Here is a 15,593-nt window from a genome sequence, read left to right as displayed (position 1 = left end):
ATCGGCCGCGCCCCCGTCACGGCCGCGGCAGCGCCTCGATCTCCGCCGCCGTCCAGTCGCCGTCCGTGCACGCCGCGAGGTAGGCCGCGATCCCGTGCAGGTCCCACGCCCCGGACTCGAAGAGCCCCTCGGCGATGTGCCGCAGATAGGGCCCCGACGGCCGGACGTGCGCGACGTCCCCGCGCGACCAGGGCGCGGTGAACGTGAGCACCGGAAGCCCGTCGACGTCCCCCGGGTACAGCAGCGTCTCGTACCGTCCGTCGCCCAGGCGGGCCCGGCCGGTGCCCAGCACCGGCGCCAGGTCCAGGTCCCCGCCCGGCGCGCGGTACATCTCCTGCGCCGCGATGTCCGCGAACTGGCCGGCCGTCACCAGGTGGGCCCGCGCCCGGACCACTCCGTCCGGCGCGTCCGCGTCGTAGAAGGCCCGGCCGCCCGACCACACGGGCGACTGCGTCGCGAAGTAGAGCCGCCCCGGCAGTTCCAGCGGCAGCGACCGCAGCGGCGGCCGCGCGTCCCGGCAGCCCGGGTACTCCCGGCCGCCCCCGGGCGGGGAACCGCCCGCAAGATAGCTGTTCAGGCGTGCCATGTGCGTGTTGGAGCCGTACGAGGCGTACCAGACGAGGCCCGGCGGCTCCGTCCGCGTCCCGGAGGCGCGCCGCGCGTCCACACGTCGGGGTTCGGTCACGGCACCATGATGCGACGCCGTCAGGCCGCCGGCACCGTGCCGCGGATCTGCCGCAGGAAGGCGGCGTTGTCGGGCGTCGCGCGCAGCCGGGCGAGCAGTGTCTCGAAGGAGCCGGTGCCGCCCTGCAGCGCCCGGCGCAGCCCGTGGGAGGCGGCCAACTCGGCCGGGGACAGCAGCAGTTCCTCGCGCCGCGTGCCGGACGGATGCACGTCGACCGCGGGGAAGACCCGCCGGTCGGCCAGAGCGCGGTCCAGGCGCAGTTCCATGTTGCCGGTGCCCTTCAGCTCCTCGAAGAAGTAGGCGTCCGCCCGCGAGCCGGTGTCGACCAGTGCCGTCGCCAGGATCGTCAGCGAACCCCCCTCCTCCGCCGAACGCGCCGCCCCGAACAGCCGCTTGGGACCGGTCAGCGCGGCGGCGTCCACGCCCCCGCTCAGGGTCCGCCCGCCCGACGACGCGGCGTTGTTGTGCGCCCGGCACAGCCGGGTCAGCGAGTCCAGCAGCACCACGACGTCCCGGCCCGTCTCGACCAGCCGCTTGGCCCGCTCGACCGCCAGCTCCGCCACCGCGATGTGCTGCCGGGGCGTGCGGTCGAAGGTCGAGGCGATCACCTCGCCCCGCACCGACCGCCGCATCTCGGTGACCTCCTCGGGCCGCTCGTCGAGCAGCACCACCATCAGGTGGCACTCCGGGTGGTTGTCGGCGACCGCGTCCGCGACGGCGCGCAGCAGCATGGTCTTGCCCGTCTTCGGCGGCGCCACGATCAGCCCGCGCTGTCCCTTGCCGACAGGCGCGAGCAGGTCCAGCACCCGCGTCGACAGGCCCCCCTTGGGCGACTCCAGGCGCAGCCGCTCCGACGGGTGAAGCGGCGTCAGGTCCGCGAAGTGCCGCCGCCCGCGCGCCACCTCGGCCGGCAGCCCGCCGACCCGGTCGACCGCGACGAGCGCCCGGCCCCGCCCGTTCCCGGCCGCGGCGCCCTCGACGGCGTCGCCCTTGCGCAGCCCGTACCGCCTGATCCGCTCGGACGGCACGGGAACGTCGTGCGGCCCCGGCGCGTAGCCGCCGACGCGCAGGAACCCCCGCCCTCCTTCGATGTCGATGACACCGGCGACGGGCGTCTGCCGGTCGCCGTCGGACGGCGCCGCCGCCGGGGTGGGTGTGGTGGTGGACGTGGTCATGTGGATTCCTCACGTGGAAGGGATCGCGCACGCGGCGGCACGAACCGCCGCGACAGGCGCGGAAGCAGAAGGGTCCGAAGGGCCCGGGAAGAACAGGAGCGGGAACGCGTACGCGGACGCCGTCGAAGGGCGGTCACGCGATCGTGCGGTCCAGCTGGACCAGCGGAAGAAGCACCGGCGCCGTCGAGGGGCGCACAGCCGTGCCATTCGGAGAGTAGCACTCCCGCCCGGATCCCGGGAGGATCGTTGCGCCGCGGCCCAATCGCTGCCGCGAGACCACGCAACCCGGTCCTGCCCGGATAGAATTCCTGTTCCGCACGTTCAGCTGCCGAACGCCGCGGTCGGCCATGCATTCATGGGGGGATCTGTGGCGGATGTGACAGCAGTGCGCGTCGAGACCGTGGAAATCGATCATTCCGGCACGCGGCAGATCAGCGGCAGGACTCGTCCCACCGTCCCGCTCGCGGAGCACACGCCCCAGGTCCGGGCGGCGATCAGCGCGGCGTCCGAGATCGTCCAGGACTCCCTGGAGAGCATGCGGCCGCGTGCGGGGTGGCAGGTCACCACGCTGGAGGTCACCTTCGGCGTCACGCTCGCAGCCGACACCAGCATCATCGTCTCCAAGGCCTCGGCTGCCGCGTCCTTCGAGGTCAGGCTGACCGTCGAACGCACGGAGTAGCCGGTGGACCCGGAAGAGGACTGGGTCGCGATCTCCCAGCGGGGGCGCCGCCTCGGCGGTGGGGTGCGACTGACCCGGCGTCTCGTCCTCACCGCCTCCCACTGCCTCAACGGCATGCACGAGGACAACGGTGCGGTCCCCGGTCTGACCCTGCTGCCCGCACTCGGCGGCGAAGTGCCGGGCGTGGTGCACCGGCGCCTGCCCGACGCCGATCTCGCCCTGCTGGAGATGCAGTTTCCCGGGACTCCACCGCTGCCTGGGGTTTGTTTCGACAAAGCCGCGATGGGAGACCATTGGGAGGGTACGTACCGGCCGGAGAAGAACGATCCATACCTGAACGGCGTCGTGGACCACCCGTCGCGCCCGTTCGACTCCGCCGCAACCACCGAGATCAGGGTTCTCCAGCTCCGCTGTCACCAGTTGCTCGGCGACTTCTCCGGCTACTCCGGAGGTCCGGTCACCCGGCCCACGCCGACCCGTGCCGTACTCGGCATCCTCACCGTCCAGATGATGGAGCGCATCCAGCAGCTCCTCGAACCGCGGCCCCCCGAGCACAGCACCAACGTCCTGTACGCGACAACGATCGCCGAGGCCATGAAGCGCTTCCCGGAACTCCAACTCGTCCGTCTGCTGGAACGCCTGCGCCCGGACGGCGACCGGTCCGGCGAGGGCCCCTTCGCCATCGAGGAGCGGACCCGCTGGAGCGACCTCGATGATCCCGGCGCGGCACCCGACGTCATGGATCTCCAGTACGTGACGGCCATGGGGCCGTTCCCGGCCGCCAAGGCGTTCCCGTGATCAGGAACCTCGACGAGGCACTGGCGGTGGCAGTGCGCGCGGTCGAGGACGACGGCCGCCACCGTCAGGATCACGAGGCAGCTCTGCTCGCCTACGTCACTCAGCTCCACAGCGGGGACTCCGCGGACGGGGAGACAGACGACGGATCCACCGCCGGCTTCGCGTCCCGGCTCATCCATCTGTCGGCCCTGCTCCGGCGGATCGCCCTGCACGAACCCGCGGTGTCGCTGCTCGACCTGACCCGCGACCGGTTGATGGACGCGGAGGAGCAGGGCGAGGCCGTGCGCTCCGCCGACTGGAACGCCCTGGCCGTCCTGCAGGCCGCCTACGGGCGGCTCGACGACGCGCGCGACAGCCTGGGAGCCGCGCTGGACACCGCACGCACCGGCGAACCGGCCGACGCGCAGGAGGTCAAGGCGCTGGCGAACCTGGCAGCGGTGAGCATGCGCACGGGGGACGTCCGGCAGGCCGCCCGATGGGCCGTCGAGGCCCGGGACGCGGCCGATCTCCAGGGCTCGGCCGAGGAGGCCGCCCAGGTGGAGACCCGCCTGCTGATCGCTTCGGTCATGGTCGGTGCCGCCCGGGCAGTCCGGGGCCCCGACCGGGGGGAGCGGCTGGAGGCGGCCGTGAAGGAGCTGGAACGGTGGACCCGGGTCCTGCTGAACGTCGCCGGCCCCGACCACCGGCGTTCCCTGGAGGCGATGGCCGCGCTGGCCCGCGCCGAGTTCGACGCAGCGTGTGCCGCCCGGGAGACCGCCCGTGCCGAGCGGGCGGTCGAGGTACTGGAGACCGTGACCCAGCGGACCTCGGCCGGTCTCGGAGCGGACCACCCGCAGACCCTCACGGCCCTGGCCAATCTCGCCGCCGCAGAGTTCGAGGCTGCCGGCCTGTCCGCCCCTTCCGGGGAGCGGCGCGCCAGGGCCGAGTCGATCCTGGAGACCGTCGCACAGCAGACCTCGGCCACACTGGGCCACGACCACCCCCAGACACGGGCCGTGCTCTCCAATCTGGCCCGGATGCGGGGGGACTCCACGCCGGTCGTCGAGCTCGTGGAGCGCATCGACGCCACGTACACCCCGCGGAACAACGCGCAACGCAACCAGGCCAAAACGCGGGCGATCGCCAGAGAGAAGCACCTCGTCCGGCTCATCGCCCACGCGGGCGCCTCGTACTTCCTCGAGTCGCCGCAGCGCTTCATGCCCGTGATCGTCCAAGCCCTCGAGAACCGGGTCCACTTCCATGTGATCGTCAGCAGCCCCTGGAACAATCTGGGCGTCTTCATCAAACGCGATGCGGCCTGGGAGAAGCCGACCGCGGAGAACGTCATCGAGCTGATCGAGGCGAGTGACTACTACAAGCACACGTTCCGCAAGGTCATCAAGGAGTACGAGCGACTGCGTACCCTGTACGGCGACCGGATCGAGCTGCGACTCACCCCCATGGACATCCCGGGCACCACGCTACTCACCTCCGACGTCGGCTTCTTCGAGCCGTACATGACGGCCAACCCCGAGGACCGCACGCAGCGGGGCATGGGGGCCTTCGAGATCGAGTTCGGCAAGGTCAGCCGGTACTACGCGCTCAGCGTTGACGCCTTCGAGACCCAGTGGGAACTGGCCAGCACCCTTGAGCAGTTCCGCGCGCACGAGTTCCAGCACAAGCAGCGGCTGCGCATGCTCCTGGGAACCCTCACCGACGACGCCGCCGCCAAGCCCGTCGCCCCGCCCGCGGGCGAGGCCGGCTGAGAAACCCGCGGGCAAGCCGCAGCGGCCGGGTCACGGCACGTGCAGCAGATTCAGCCCGGCAGCGCGCAGGACACCGGCCGAGCCCACGAACAGGGCCTCGGGCAGCGCCTCCAGCGGCCAGAACTCCCAGCGCTCGCAGCGGTGCGGCTCGCACACCATGGGGTCACCGCTGAAGGACATGACCTCCACACCGATCTGCATGTGGTGATTGGCCAGCGGGTCCGGGTCCGTGACGTGCGCGACACGCATCTCCTGCGCCGCGATACCCGTCTCCTCCTTCAATTCCCGCGCGGCAGCGGCGAGGAGCGTCTCACCGATCTCCACGTGACCGCCGGGCAGCCCCCACGTGCCGTGGCCGAAGGTGTTCACGCGCAGTCCCAGCAGGATCGAACCGCCGCGCCGCAGGACCGCCTGCACGCCCACCCGCACCGTCGGTTCCGCGGTTCCGGTCACGTCACGCCTCCGGGCAGGTCCGGGTAGGTCCGGGAGAAGTTGTCCGCGTTGCTGTCGGACGCCACCATGTCACCGATACCCCGTGCGACGGCTTCCCTCTCCTCGAAAAGGTGCCCGATCCGGTATTCCGCCGCGTCCTTGATCACCACGACCTGGCAGTCGGGGTCGATGAAGAGGTAGGTGCCGCTGCGGGTCTTGTTGCGGTACACCTCCAGCGTCACCCCGCGGTACGCGGCGGCCTTCTCGCACCGCGACAGTGCCTCCTCGAACTCCCACTCGGAGACCGAAAGCCAATCGCTGTTGTCGGCGCCGTAGTTGGTCTCGGACATCTGGTAGATCTTCCACACGTCCGGCAGGCAGTCGTCGTCCTGGATCAGTTGCAGCACCTCGGACGCGCCGCCCAGATTGCGCCGCGTGATCACGGTGCCGAGCTTCACCTTCACGGCCTGATGGTGCCTGCGCACCTCCTTCAGGAGGGCGAGCACCCGTTCCCTGTGGGGAGCGACGCCGGTGCGCAGAGCGGCGTGCTCACTCGCGTCAGCGGACTCCAGCGGCAGAGCGATCCACGACAGGTGCGGCAGGACGCGGCGCATGGCGGGCAGGGGCGCCAGCCCGTTGGTGGAGAGCACCACACGTGGCGCGTCCGTGCCCGAAGGATGATTCCTGTCGCCCAGCCCGGCCAGCAGATCCGCCAGGTAGGGCAGCAGCGTCGGTTCACCCCCGGACACCACCACGCCCCGCACGCCTGCCTCCCGGAGCACGTCCACGACGCGGAAGGCGTCCCGCTCGGACATCGTGGGAATCTCGTGGCGCGGCCCGAAGCAGAACGGGCAGCTCAGGTTGCACCTGCCCAAGGGGCGGAAGTCCACGTACGCCGGAAGCCTCAGGGGGGATGCTGGCATGGCTCGGCGCTCTCCTGCCCTCGGCAGACCCGGCCGATCTGCACGCCGGGCAGTGATTTCGCGGCCACTGTAACCGCAGCGGGGAGTCGCGGCGCGGCATTGACAAGGGTGTTACGTGCACTCGCACTCGCCGATACTGGGGCCATGCGCAAGGCATTCGCCCATGAGGCCGTCGTGGTCCTCGCGGCAGGTGGGGACGAGAGGGCGCCCGGGGGCGCGATCACCGTGGAGCTGTGCGGCGGCTGGGAGCACGAGGGGCCGTGCCCGCTCGCGGCACATCACACGGCGGTGTCACCCGGGGCGGACGGAGGCCTGCTGCTGCGGGTGCTGTTCGCGGCGGAGCCGGCGGACGAGGCCGCGGTGCGCGCCCGGATCGACGCGGCACTGGCGGCGGGGGCGCTGGGCAGGGAACCGGCCCCGGACACCCGGTGGGAGCTGCGGGCGAGCGGCCCGAGCCCCGTCCGGGAGGACGAGGCGGGGCACGCGGCGCGGCTCAGCGGCTGAGCCAGTCGGTGTCGCCCATGACGACGACGGGGTGCAGGGCCGGGTCGAGGGTGCGCAGCAGTGCGCGCATGTCGGGGCGGGGCAGGCTCACGCAGGCCTGGGTCGGGCCGCCGTGGTCGACGTGGAACCATATGCCGCCGCCGCGGGAGGCGCCCAGGGGGCGGGTCCAGTCGCGGGGTGTGGTGCCGGGCTGCCGGTTGTAGTTGATGGCGACCACGTAGTCGAACGAGCCGGCCAGCGACTCGCCCTTGAAGCCGGTGCCGGAGATGGAGAAACCCCGTGGCGAGTGGTCGTAGGGGAGCTTGCTGCCGGGGTCGGGGAGCAGTCCGCCGGCGTCGGTGAGTCCGTAGACGCCCACGGGGGAGCGCAGGTCGCCGACGTGGTGGTCGGTGGTCCAGCCGTCGCGGGCGTTGTGGCCGGTCCAGGTGGGGCCGTCGCTCCAGCTGCCGTCGGGCCGGCGCTGGTGGACCACGACGTGGGAGACGGAGGAGTTCTTCCCCTCGCCCGTCACGACGACGACCTGGCGGGCGCCGGCCGGGACGGCCGCGAGGGTGCGCGGTCCGACACCGGGCAGCCGGGTGTCGACCGGCGTGGCCGCCGAGCTCGATGCCGCAGGGGCGGACGCCGCGGCGGGCAGCGCGGCCGGCGAGACCGCGGTGGTCGGCGTCCCGCAGCCGGCGAGCAGTCCGGCTCCGGCCGCCACGGCCGCGAGCAGGGATATCGCGGAGCGGGCACCGCCGCGCGGCACGCGGTTGGGCATGGCAAGGCCTTTCGATGTGAACGATATGAGCGATATGAGCGATGTGCCGGACGACGGGAGCCGGGGCCGTCAGCCCTGGTGGAACTGCGCCGTCTTGAAGGCCTTGGTGACCGCCGTGATGGTGGCCTGCGACGGCTCGCGCAGGCAGACGTTGACGTTGAGCATCAGCGGACGGTCCTTCTTCGTGGTGATGCCGCCCCACGCCTGCATCTCGGCGTCGCCGCCGAGGAGCTGGCAGCCCTTGCCGGGCGCGGACGGTTGCACGACATCGAAACCGGTCTTGCCGTCCCCCTTCGTGTACAGCGTCTTGTAGATGTAGATCAGCGCCGCGCCCTTGCGCAGCCGGTCGACCGGCGGGCAGGCCGAGTACCCCAGGTCGAGCGCGGGCTTGCAGGAGGGGCCCTGGCTCAGGGGCTGCTGCGACACGAAGCCGATCATCATCGCCTTCCCGTCGAGCATGGTGAAGCCCTTCCAGCCGGTCGGCAGTCGCAGCGTCAGGCCGTAGAGGTTCTTCAGTTCGACGGTCGTGGACGTGTCACGGCCAGGGCTGGGCGACCGCATGGACGTGGGTCCGTTCGCGGGCGTGCTCGTGGCCTCGGCCGTGGCCGTGGCGGTCCCCGCGGCGGCTGGGGTCGCGACGTCCTGCCGGTGCGGGTCGGCGCCGCCGGTCAGACCGGCCATCGTGAGCACCCCGGCACCGACGGCCGCCACCGTCGCCGTGGACAGCGCCGCCATCCTGCGCCGCTGGACCCGGCGTCTGATCTGCGCCATCCGGTCGGTGGGGGCGAGGGGCTGCGGCACCGTCCGCTCCAGGAGCACGCTCAGCTCCCACTCGTCCTCGCCGCTCGGTTCGTGCTCGCGATCACGCGAAGTCCCGTTGTGCATGCCGCTCACCCCCTTCCGTCAGGCTGGGCACCGCCGCCAGTTCCTTGCGCAGCATGCCCAGCGCCTTGGCCGCCTGGCTCTTGACCGTGCCGGGCCGGCAGCCCAGCACCGCGGCGGTCTCCTCCACGCTCAGGTCCTCGAAGTAGCGGAGCACCACCACGGCCCGCTGCCGCGGCGGCAGCCGCCGTACGACAGCCGCCAGCGACTGCTCCAGGTCGACGGAGGCGAACGGGTCGCCCTCCGACGCCCCGGCGGGCACCTCGCCGTGCGGCACCTCCCCCCGCCAGCGCCGCTGCCACCACGACGAATGCGTGTTGACCAGCGCCTTGCGCACGTACGCCTCGGGGTTCTCGGAGGCTATCCCGCGCCATTTCGGCCAGACCTTCGCCAGCACCGTCTGCAGCAGGTCCTCCGCGAGGTGGGCGTCCCCCGTCAGCAGCCAGGCGACCCGGAGCAGCCTCGGCCCGCGCGCGGTGACGAACTCCTCGAAGTCCGGCGCCGCGTCCCTCACCGTGCTGTCCTCGCCATCGCATTCCTGTCCCTGAATCCGGCCTCACAACCGCCCAACCGGGTGGGGCGCCCGTTCGGTTGCCCCGGGGACGAAGATCGTTCGTTTTGCCTGGTCATTGCACTGCCCGCGACCAATCGTGGGCACTGCCCGCTTATGCGGTAGACGGTCAGGTATACGCCATGAACAAACCGGACATGTGGGTGGGCCCGCCGGACTCCGCGCCCGGCGGGGCGAGACACGCCGCCGGTTCCTGCCGCCGCCCCGGCGGCACCGGCGGCCCAACTGCCTGCCGTTCCAGGCCGCCGGAACCACCGTCCCGGAGGGGGACTCCTCGCCTCACGCAGCCGCAGCCGGGTGGGCGACCCGCCGCCCTGTGAAACACACCACACCGTCCGGCCCCACCTGCCGGTCCGCCCGGCCGGCCCCGGCAGCCGGTCGTTCGGGACCGCCGCCTGCCCTGGTCACGATGGACCGGCGGTCGCGGCCAGGCCGGGGGCCCGTACCGGAAGGCCACCGGCCCTGTGACGCAGGCCACGCCGTCCAACCCCCACGGGCCCGATCACCTGCCGGTCTGTCCGGCAGGCCCCGCCCGACCACCGTGGATGGGGGTGCTCGCCCCGTTCACCAGGGGGCTCCTCGCCTGGCGCAGCCGCGGCCGGGCCGACGGCACCGGGCGACCACCGCTCCTGTGACTCAGGCCCCGGCGCCGCTTGCCCGGTTCACCACGGGCCGGCAGTCGCACCGGAGGGCCACCGGCCCTGTGGCGCACGCCATGCTCCCCGGGGCCGCCGGCCCGCCCGAAGCGCCCCAGGAGCGGATTCGCGCCCAGGGCCCGGGCCGGGCGGCGGCACCGCGCATGCCGCCTGCCCCGGCGACCCGGGCGCGCGAGCTGACGTACCGTCAACATGCGTACGGCACAACCGAATCGCCCCCGCGCCGGAACCCCCTCGACGTCCTCACCAGGTGATCTTGTGATCCGGGGGCGTTCCGTCGGAGACTCGAACTCGGCGTCCCCGCCCGCCGATTCACCCCGCACCGACGGAGGAACACGCAGTGAGCACCCTCAACAAGGGCGTCAACAAGGTCGAGGTCCGTCTCAAGTGGGATCCCAGCCCGCTCGGCTCCCCCACCCACGACCTCGACATCGTCGCCGCCACCTACCTCGCCACGTCCCCGCACGGCAAACCGGCGTACCTCGTGCACTTCGACAGCCGCTCGCCGGACGGCACGATCACGCTCAACCGCGACAGCAAGAACGGCAAGGGACTGGGCGACGACGAGGTCATGACCCTCGAGTTCGACCGGCTCTCCCCCGCGTACGGCCGGGTCGTCGTCGGCATAGCCATCCAGCAGGGCGACGGCCGGATCACCTTCGGCGATGTCGCGGGCACCCGCGTGCGCGTCGTCGAGGGCTACGCCGACCTCGCGGCGTCCGACTTCTCCGAGGTCGCCGGCTCCACCGCGGCCGCCCTCGGCGAGTTCGTCCGGGCCGACTCGGGCGAGTGGCACTTCCACCCGGCCGTCCGCGGCTACGACACCGACCCCGGTTCCTTCGCCCGGGAGATGGGCACCTCCTGAGGTCCCGCCCTTCCCCGGACGTACGCGAAGGCCCGCCGTCACGGCGGGCCTTCGCGTCCCGGCGGAGCCTCAGACGACACCCTGCGCGGTCATCGCCTCGGCGACCCGCAGGAAGCCCTCGATGTTGGCGCCGAGCACGTAGTCGTCGCCGCTGCCGCCGTACGTCTCGGCGGTGGCCCGGCACTCGGCGTGCACGGACTGCATGACGGCGGCGAGCCGGGCCTCGGTCTGCGCGAACGTCCACACGTCGCGCGAGGCGTTCTGCTGCATCTCCAGCGCGGAGGTCGCGACTCCGCCCGCGTTGGCGGCCTTGCCCGGCCCGAAGAGCACGCCGGCCTCGCGGAAGGTCTCGATCGCCTCGGGCGTGCACGGCATGTTGGCGCCCTCGGCGACCGCCACGACACCGTTCTTGACCAGGGTGCCGGCGTCCTGCCCGGCCAGCTCGTTCTGCGTCGCGCAGGGCAGCGCCACGTCGCAGGGCACGTCGAAGACCGAACCGCGCTCCGAGTGGCGCGCCTTCGGCTTCGCCTCCGCGTACGCGGAGAGCCGGCCGCGGCGCACCTCCTTGACCTCCTTCAGCAGCTCCAGGTCGATGCCGTCCTCGTCGACGACATAGCCCGAGGAGTCCGAGCAGGCCACGACCGTGCCGCCGAGGGCGCGCACCTTCTCGATCGCGTACACCGCGACGTTGCCGGAACCGGAGACGACCACCTTGCGGCCCTCGAAGCCCTCGCCGCGCGTGGCCAGCATCTCCTTGGCGAAGAACACCGCGCCGTAGCCGGTGGCCTCGGTGCGCGCGTGCGAACCGCCCCAGCCGATGCCCTTGCCGGTCAGGACGCCCGCCTCGAAGCGGTTGGTGATCCGCTTGTACTGGCCGAAGAGGTAGCCGATCTCCCGGCCGCCGACGCCGATGTCCCCGGCGGGGACGTCGGTGTGCTCGCCCAGGTGACGGTAGAGCTCGGTCATGAACGACTGGCAGAAGCGCATGATCTCGCCCTCGGAGCGGCCCTTGGGGTCGAAGTCGGAGCCGCCCTTGCCGCCGCCGATCGCCAGGCCCGTGAGCGCGTTCTTGAAGATCTGCTCGAAGCCCAAAAACTTCACGATGCCGAGGTTCACGGTGGGGTGGAAGCGCAAGCCGCCCTTGTACGGGCCGAGCGCGCTGCTGAACTCCACCCGGAAGCCCCGGTTGACCTGCGGCCGGCCCTGGTCGTCCACCCACGGCACCCGGAAGATCACCTGCCGCTCCGGCTCGCACACCCGCTCCGCGATCCGTGCCTCCAGGTACTCCGGGTGCGCCTGCAGTGCCGGCGCCAGCGAGTGCAGCACCTCCCCCACCGCCTGATGGAACTCGGGCTCGCCGGCGTTGCGCCGGCAGACCTCCCCGTAGACGGCCTCGATGTGTGCACTGACGTTCATGCGCGCCTTCTCTCGTCTTGACTCCCGGCCGTGCCCCGCTCGTGCGGCGCGCGACCGGCCGTTGCCGTGTCAACGAGTACGGACGGACGAAGGCCATGTGTCAGCGGAGGGACAAGACCGGTCCCGGCGGCCGCGGACGGCTTCAGAGCGTGACGAGACGCACGGCCGCCAGCAGGGTGAGCACGACCGTGACGCGTTCGAAGACCTTCGGACTGATACGGCTGATCGTCGCCCGGCCCGCGGCGGCCCCCGCGAGGACGGCGGGAGCGGTGAGCGCGCCGAAGGCCAGCGTGGCGGGGGTGATCAGGCCGAGGCCGACGCTGAACGGCACCTTGAAGGCGTTCAGCAGCAGGAAGAACCACGCGCTGGTGCCGAGGAAGCCCAGCATCGGCAGCCCGACGGCCAGGAAGTACAGCGCCATGATCGGTCCCGCCGCGTTCGCCGTCATCGTGGCGAACCCGGCGAGCACCCCGGCACCCGCCGCGACGGCCCGGTGGTGCACCATCCGGTCCTCCGGCCCGCGGCGCCGGCTCCACCAGTGCACGGCGAGCATCAGCAGGAGCAGCGCCCCGATGAGCTCCCGCATCCGGGCGTCGTCGACCCGGCGCACCACCGCCGCGCCCAGCAGCACCCCCAGGACCACCCACGGGAACAGCCGCACCAGGCGGCCCCAGTCGGCGTGCCGCCGGTACGCCGCCACCGCCACCACGTCGCCGACCAGCAGCAGCGGCAGCAGCACCCCGGTCGAGAGCTTCGCCGGCAGCACGAGCGCGAACAGCGCCACGCCCACCGTCCCGGCCCCGGACACCCCGGTCTTGGAGTAGCCGACGAGAAAGAGCGCGAGCAGCGCCACCGCCCACTGGGCGGCGTCCAGTGACGGCATCAGGGCCGCCCGGTCGATATGCGGATCACCCGGTCTTCCTATCCGCCCGCCGCTGTGGCCCTCCGGGCGGGGTCCCTCCGGGGCACCTGGTGGACGCCTCGCCTTCACTGGGGCACACCAAGGTCTGGAGATGTTGTGAAACGTTGTGACCTGCCGGTAGCTTCGCCCGGACGCCGAGCACTCCCGTCAAATCGCCATCAAATACTGCACGTTACCGAGGCCAGAGCCCGCCGGGACAGGCCCGCGGACCCAACGGCCGTCCGGATCGCGGGATCGGTGCCTGTGCCAACGAAACAGTGTGCTTGAATGCTTCGCGTGCCGCCGACCGGCTCCCGCCGACCAGCACCATGACAACGGTGTCGGCCCGCGCGGCACGACAAGAACTTCGTGCGCACTCCTCCCGCCCACGCCGATGTGCCGGAATCCGCACCGGATCACGGCCGTCCCGCGGCGCAGGCGGTGAGGTCGTGGCCGCACCTGGCACGGGATCAGACACCTGCCGGTCCCCGCGCCGTGTGTGCCGCGCGCCACACAGCAGTATCGGAAGGAATGCCTTGCACAAGCGAACAAGGAAGCGCGTGCTTCCGGCCGTCGTCGCCGGCGGAGCCCTGGCCGTGGGTGCCTTCGCACTCCTGCCCTCGACCGCGCTGGCCGGCACGTCCGCCCCCGCGCAGCACCGGTCCGCCACCCAGGCGGACTTCGAGGCCGCCGCGGCCGAGTACCAGGTGCCGGTGTCCGTGCTCCTCGGCGTGGCCCGCCAGGAGTCCGGCCTCCAGTCCCACCCCGGCTACAGCAACAACGCCGGGTGGGGACTGATGAACCTCACCGACGCGACGCTGGAGATGCTGCAGAAGGGCCCGTCGGGCATACCCGCCCACTCGGACCTCACCTCGGCTGCCAAGCACCCCGAGCTGCACACCCTGCTCACCGCCGCGAAGCTGACCGGTATCCCCGCCGACGACCTGCGGCACAACCGGCGGGACAACCTCCGGGGCGGCGCCGCCCTGCTGGCGTCGTACCAGAAGCAGCTGACCGGCGGGACGTCGGACAACCCGTCCGACTGGGCCGGGGCGGTCGCCAAGTACAGCCAGATGGCCAACGAGAAGGCCGCGCAGTCCTTCGTCTCCGACGTCTTCGCCTCGATCCGCTCCGGCGTCTCGGAGGCGACCTCGGAGGGCCAGCGGGTCACCCTGGCGGCCGACCCGTCCGCCACCCCGGCCTCCGGGCAGCTGGCGAAGCTCAAGCTGGCCAAGGCAGTCGGTCCGGCCACGCCCGCCGAGTGCCCCAAGTCGATGGACTGCCAGTTCGTCCAGGCCTCGTCCACGGGTGTCCAGGTCTCCAACCGGCCCGCCAACGGCATCAAGCTCACGCAGATCGTCCTGCACACCACCGAGGGCTCCTACGACGCGGCCATCCGGACCTTCCAGGGCCCGAACGCCACCGCCGCGCACTACGTGATGCGCTCCTCGGACGGCGCGGTCACGCAGATGGTGTCGGACAAGGACGTCGCCTTCGGTGACGGCAACTACGACAGCAACCTGCACTCGATCCAGATCGAGCACGAGGGCTTCTCGGCCTTCGGCGCGCAGTGGTACACCGACGCCGTCTACCAGCAGACGGCCAAGCTGGTGAAGTACCTCGCCGAGCGGTACGACATCCCCCTGGACCGCCAGCACATCCTGGCCCACGACAACGTGCCCGGCGGCAAGACCGCCGACCTGGCCGGCATGCACTGGGACCAGGGCAACGAGTGGGACTGGACCCGCTTCATGAAGAAGCTCGGCGCCCCGTTCGACGACGGCACCAGCGGTGCCGGCCCGGTCGGCAGCGTCGTGACCATCGCCCCCACCTTCGCCAAGAACCTGCAGACGTTCACCGTCTGCCCGGCCGACGACCCCACGGGCGGCACCACCGAGTGCACCCCGAAGACGGTCCCGGCGAGCTCGCTCTTCGTGCACCAGGGCCCGAGCGAGGACTCCCCGCTCATTCTGGACGCGAACGTGCACCCCAGCGCCACCAGCGGCACGAACGACGTCAGCGACTGGAGCACCACGGTGCAGGCCGGCCAGCAGTTCGTCGTCGCCGACCAGCAGGGTGACTGGACCGCGATCTGGTTCGACGGCCAGAAGGGCTGGATCAGCAACCCCCAGGGCAGGAACACCGTCCCGACCACGGGTGTGCAGATCATCACCGCGGCCGGTGCGACCACCGCGCCGGTCTACGGCACGGCGTTCCCCGACCCGTCCGAGGTCCCGGCCGGCTGGGGCGCCGACCCGCAGAACCCGCTCACCGCGCCCAACTACGGCATCCCCGCGGGCCAGGCCTACGTCGCCGACCAGCCCCCGGTCAACGGCCAGGACTTCTTCCCGAGCCGCCAGGGCGTCGTCACCGGCGCGAAGCAGTACTACACGGTGCAGTTCAACCACCGGTACGTGTACGTGAACGCGGCCGACGTCACCGCCACCACGGCCTGACGCCCGCACCGCTGAACCACCGCTGAACCACCGCAGGGCCCCTCGCACGGCGGCCGGCCTCCCCGGCCGCCCGCCGCCGGGGGGCCCTGCCGCGTCCCGCCGCGGGACGTGCCGGCAACCACCGTCATATGACGCTCGATTGCGT

15 protein-coding genes are annotated in these 15,593 nt (G+C 72.0%); 6 read left to right on the top strand and 9 right to left on the bottom strand.

Annotated features, from left to right (window positions below):
* Positions 1–16: 16 nt before the first annotated feature.
* Both ACIP64_RS28270 and rho read right to left on the bottom strand, forming a co-directional pair.
* Complete coding sequence (locus tag ACIP64_RS28270; RefSeq protein ID WP_401592065.1) at positions 17–685, bottom strand: histone deacetylase; 669 nt, start codon at positions 683–685, stop codon at positions 17–19.
* 20 nt (positions 686–705) lie between these two features.
* The gene (gene rho / locus ACIP64_RS28265; protein WP_401592063.1) at positions 706–1,860 is read right to left on the bottom strand and encodes a transcription termination factor Rho; all 1,155 of its coding nucleotides are present in this window, start codon (positions 1,858–1,860) and stop codon (positions 706–708) included.
* A gap of 376 nt (positions 1,861–2,236) precedes the next feature.
* On the opposite strand from rho, the gene ACIP64_RS28260 reads away from it, so the two are divergent.
* Genes ACIP64_RS28260 through ACIP64_RS28250 form a run of 3 tightly spaced genes read left to right on the top strand, consistent with a single transcriptional unit; the run spans position 2,237 to position 5,082 of the window.
* Positions 2,237–2,539, top strand: coding sequence for a CU044_2847 family protein (locus ACIP64_RS28260; protein WP_401592061.1), 303 nt, complete (start codon positions 2,237–2,239; stop codon positions 2,537–2,539).
* Between the two features lie 3 nt (positions 2,540–2,542).
* Positions 2,543–3,337 carry a serine protease gene (locus tag ACIP64_RS28255; RefSeq protein ID WP_401592059.1) on the top strand — a complete coding sequence of 265 codons (795 nt, stop codon included), beginning with the start codon at positions 2,543–2,545 and terminating at the stop codon, positions 3,335–3,337.
* The gene (locus ACIP64_RS28250) at positions 3,334–5,082 is read left to right on the top strand and encodes a hypothetical protein (RefSeq protein ID WP_401592057.1); all 1,749 of its coding nucleotides are present in this window, start codon (positions 3,334–3,336) and stop codon (positions 5,080–5,082) included. The genes ACIP64_RS28255 and ACIP64_RS28250 overlap by 4 nt, the downstream gene beginning before the upstream one ends.
* Before the next feature lie 30 nt (positions 5,083–5,112).
* Here the strand turns inward: ACIP64_RS28250 and ACIP64_RS28245 are convergent, their stop codons facing one another.
* Both ACIP64_RS28245 and ACIP64_RS28240 read right to left on the bottom strand, forming a co-directional pair.
* The gene (locus ACIP64_RS28245) at positions 5,113–5,535 is read right to left on the bottom strand and encodes an NUDIX hydrolase (protein ID WP_401592055.1); all 423 of its coding nucleotides are present in this window, start codon (positions 5,533–5,535) and stop codon (positions 5,113–5,115) included.
* Complete coding sequence (locus ACIP64_RS28240) at positions 5,532–6,437, bottom strand: radical SAM protein (protein WP_401592053.1); 906 nt, start codon at positions 6,435–6,437, stop codon at positions 5,532–5,534. Before ACIP64_RS28240 ends, ACIP64_RS28245 begins: the two co-directional genes overlap by 4 nt.
* A 144-nt stretch (positions 6,438–6,581) precedes the next feature.
* Between ACIP64_RS28240 and ACIP64_RS28235 the strand changes: the two genes are divergently transcribed.
* On the top strand, positions 6,582–6,941 hold the full coding sequence (locus ACIP64_RS28235) for a hypothetical protein (RefSeq protein WP_401592051.1): 360 nt from the start codon (positions 6,582–6,584) through the stop codon (positions 6,939–6,941).
* Here ACIP64_RS28235 and ACIP64_RS28230 read toward each other — a convergent pair.
* The 3 genes from ACIP64_RS28230 to ACIP64_RS28220 all read right to left on the bottom strand — a co-directional run bounded on the left by ACIP64_RS28230 (position 6,931) and on the right by ACIP64_RS28220 (position 9,097).
* Positions 6,931–7,701 (bottom strand): hypothetical protein, encoded by a 771-nt coding sequence (locus tag ACIP64_RS28230; protein ID WP_401592049.1) that lies wholly within the window; start codon positions 7,699–7,701, stop codon positions 6,931–6,933. The genes ACIP64_RS28235 and ACIP64_RS28230 overlap by 11 nt on opposite strands.
* Positions 7,702–7,770: 69 nt before the next feature.
* Complete coding sequence (locus ACIP64_RS28225; RefSeq protein WP_401592047.1) at positions 7,771–8,586, bottom strand: hypothetical protein; 816 nt, start codon at positions 8,584–8,586, stop codon at positions 7,771–7,773.
* Positions 8,564–9,097, bottom strand: a complete 534-nt coding sequence (locus ACIP64_RS28220) for a SigE family RNA polymerase sigma factor (RefSeq protein ID WP_401592045.1) — start codon at positions 9,095–9,097, stop codon at positions 8,564–8,566. The genes ACIP64_RS28225 and ACIP64_RS28220 overlap by 23 nt, the downstream gene beginning before the upstream one ends.
* A 1,053-nt stretch (positions 9,098–10,150) precedes the next feature.
* On the opposite strand from ACIP64_RS28220, the gene ACIP64_RS28215 reads away from it, so the two are divergent.
* On the top strand, positions 10,151–10,675 hold the full coding sequence (locus ACIP64_RS28215) for a TerD family protein (protein ID WP_401592043.1): 525 nt from the start codon (positions 10,151–10,153) through the stop codon (positions 10,673–10,675).
* 69 nt (positions 10,676–10,744) lie between these two features.
* Here ACIP64_RS28215 and gdhA read toward each other — a convergent pair whose 3' ends face one another.
* Both gdhA and ACIP64_RS28205 read right to left on the bottom strand, forming a co-directional pair.
* Entirely contained in the window at positions 10,745–12,091 is a 1,347-nt protein-coding gene (gene gdhA / locus ACIP64_RS28210) for an NADP-specific glutamate dehydrogenase (RefSeq protein ID WP_401592041.1), read from the bottom strand.
* Between the two features lie 142 nt (positions 12,092–12,233).
* The gene (locus tag ACIP64_RS28205) at positions 12,234–12,974 is read right to left on the bottom strand and encodes a sulfite exporter TauE/SafE family protein (protein WP_401592039.1); all 741 of its coding nucleotides are present in this window, start codon (positions 12,972–12,974) and stop codon (positions 12,234–12,236) included.
* A 578-nt stretch (positions 12,975–13,552) separates the two neighbouring features.
* Between ACIP64_RS28205 and ACIP64_RS28200 the strand changes: the two genes are divergently transcribed.
* Positions 13,553–15,448, top strand: a complete 1,896-nt coding sequence (locus ACIP64_RS28200) for an N-acetylmuramoyl-L-alanine amidase (RefSeq protein ID WP_401592037.1) — start codon at positions 13,553–13,555, stop codon at positions 15,446–15,448.
* Positions 15,449–15,593 lie beyond the last annotated feature (145 nt).

The sequence above is a fragment of the Streptomyces sp. NPDC088733 genome (assembly GCF_044751185.1).
GTDB lineage: Bacteria > Actinomycetota > Actinomycetes > Streptomycetales > Streptomycetaceae > Actinacidiphila.
The sequence above is the reverse complement of the archived record's forward strand: the minus strand, read 5'-3'. Positions and strand labels throughout refer to the sequence as shown.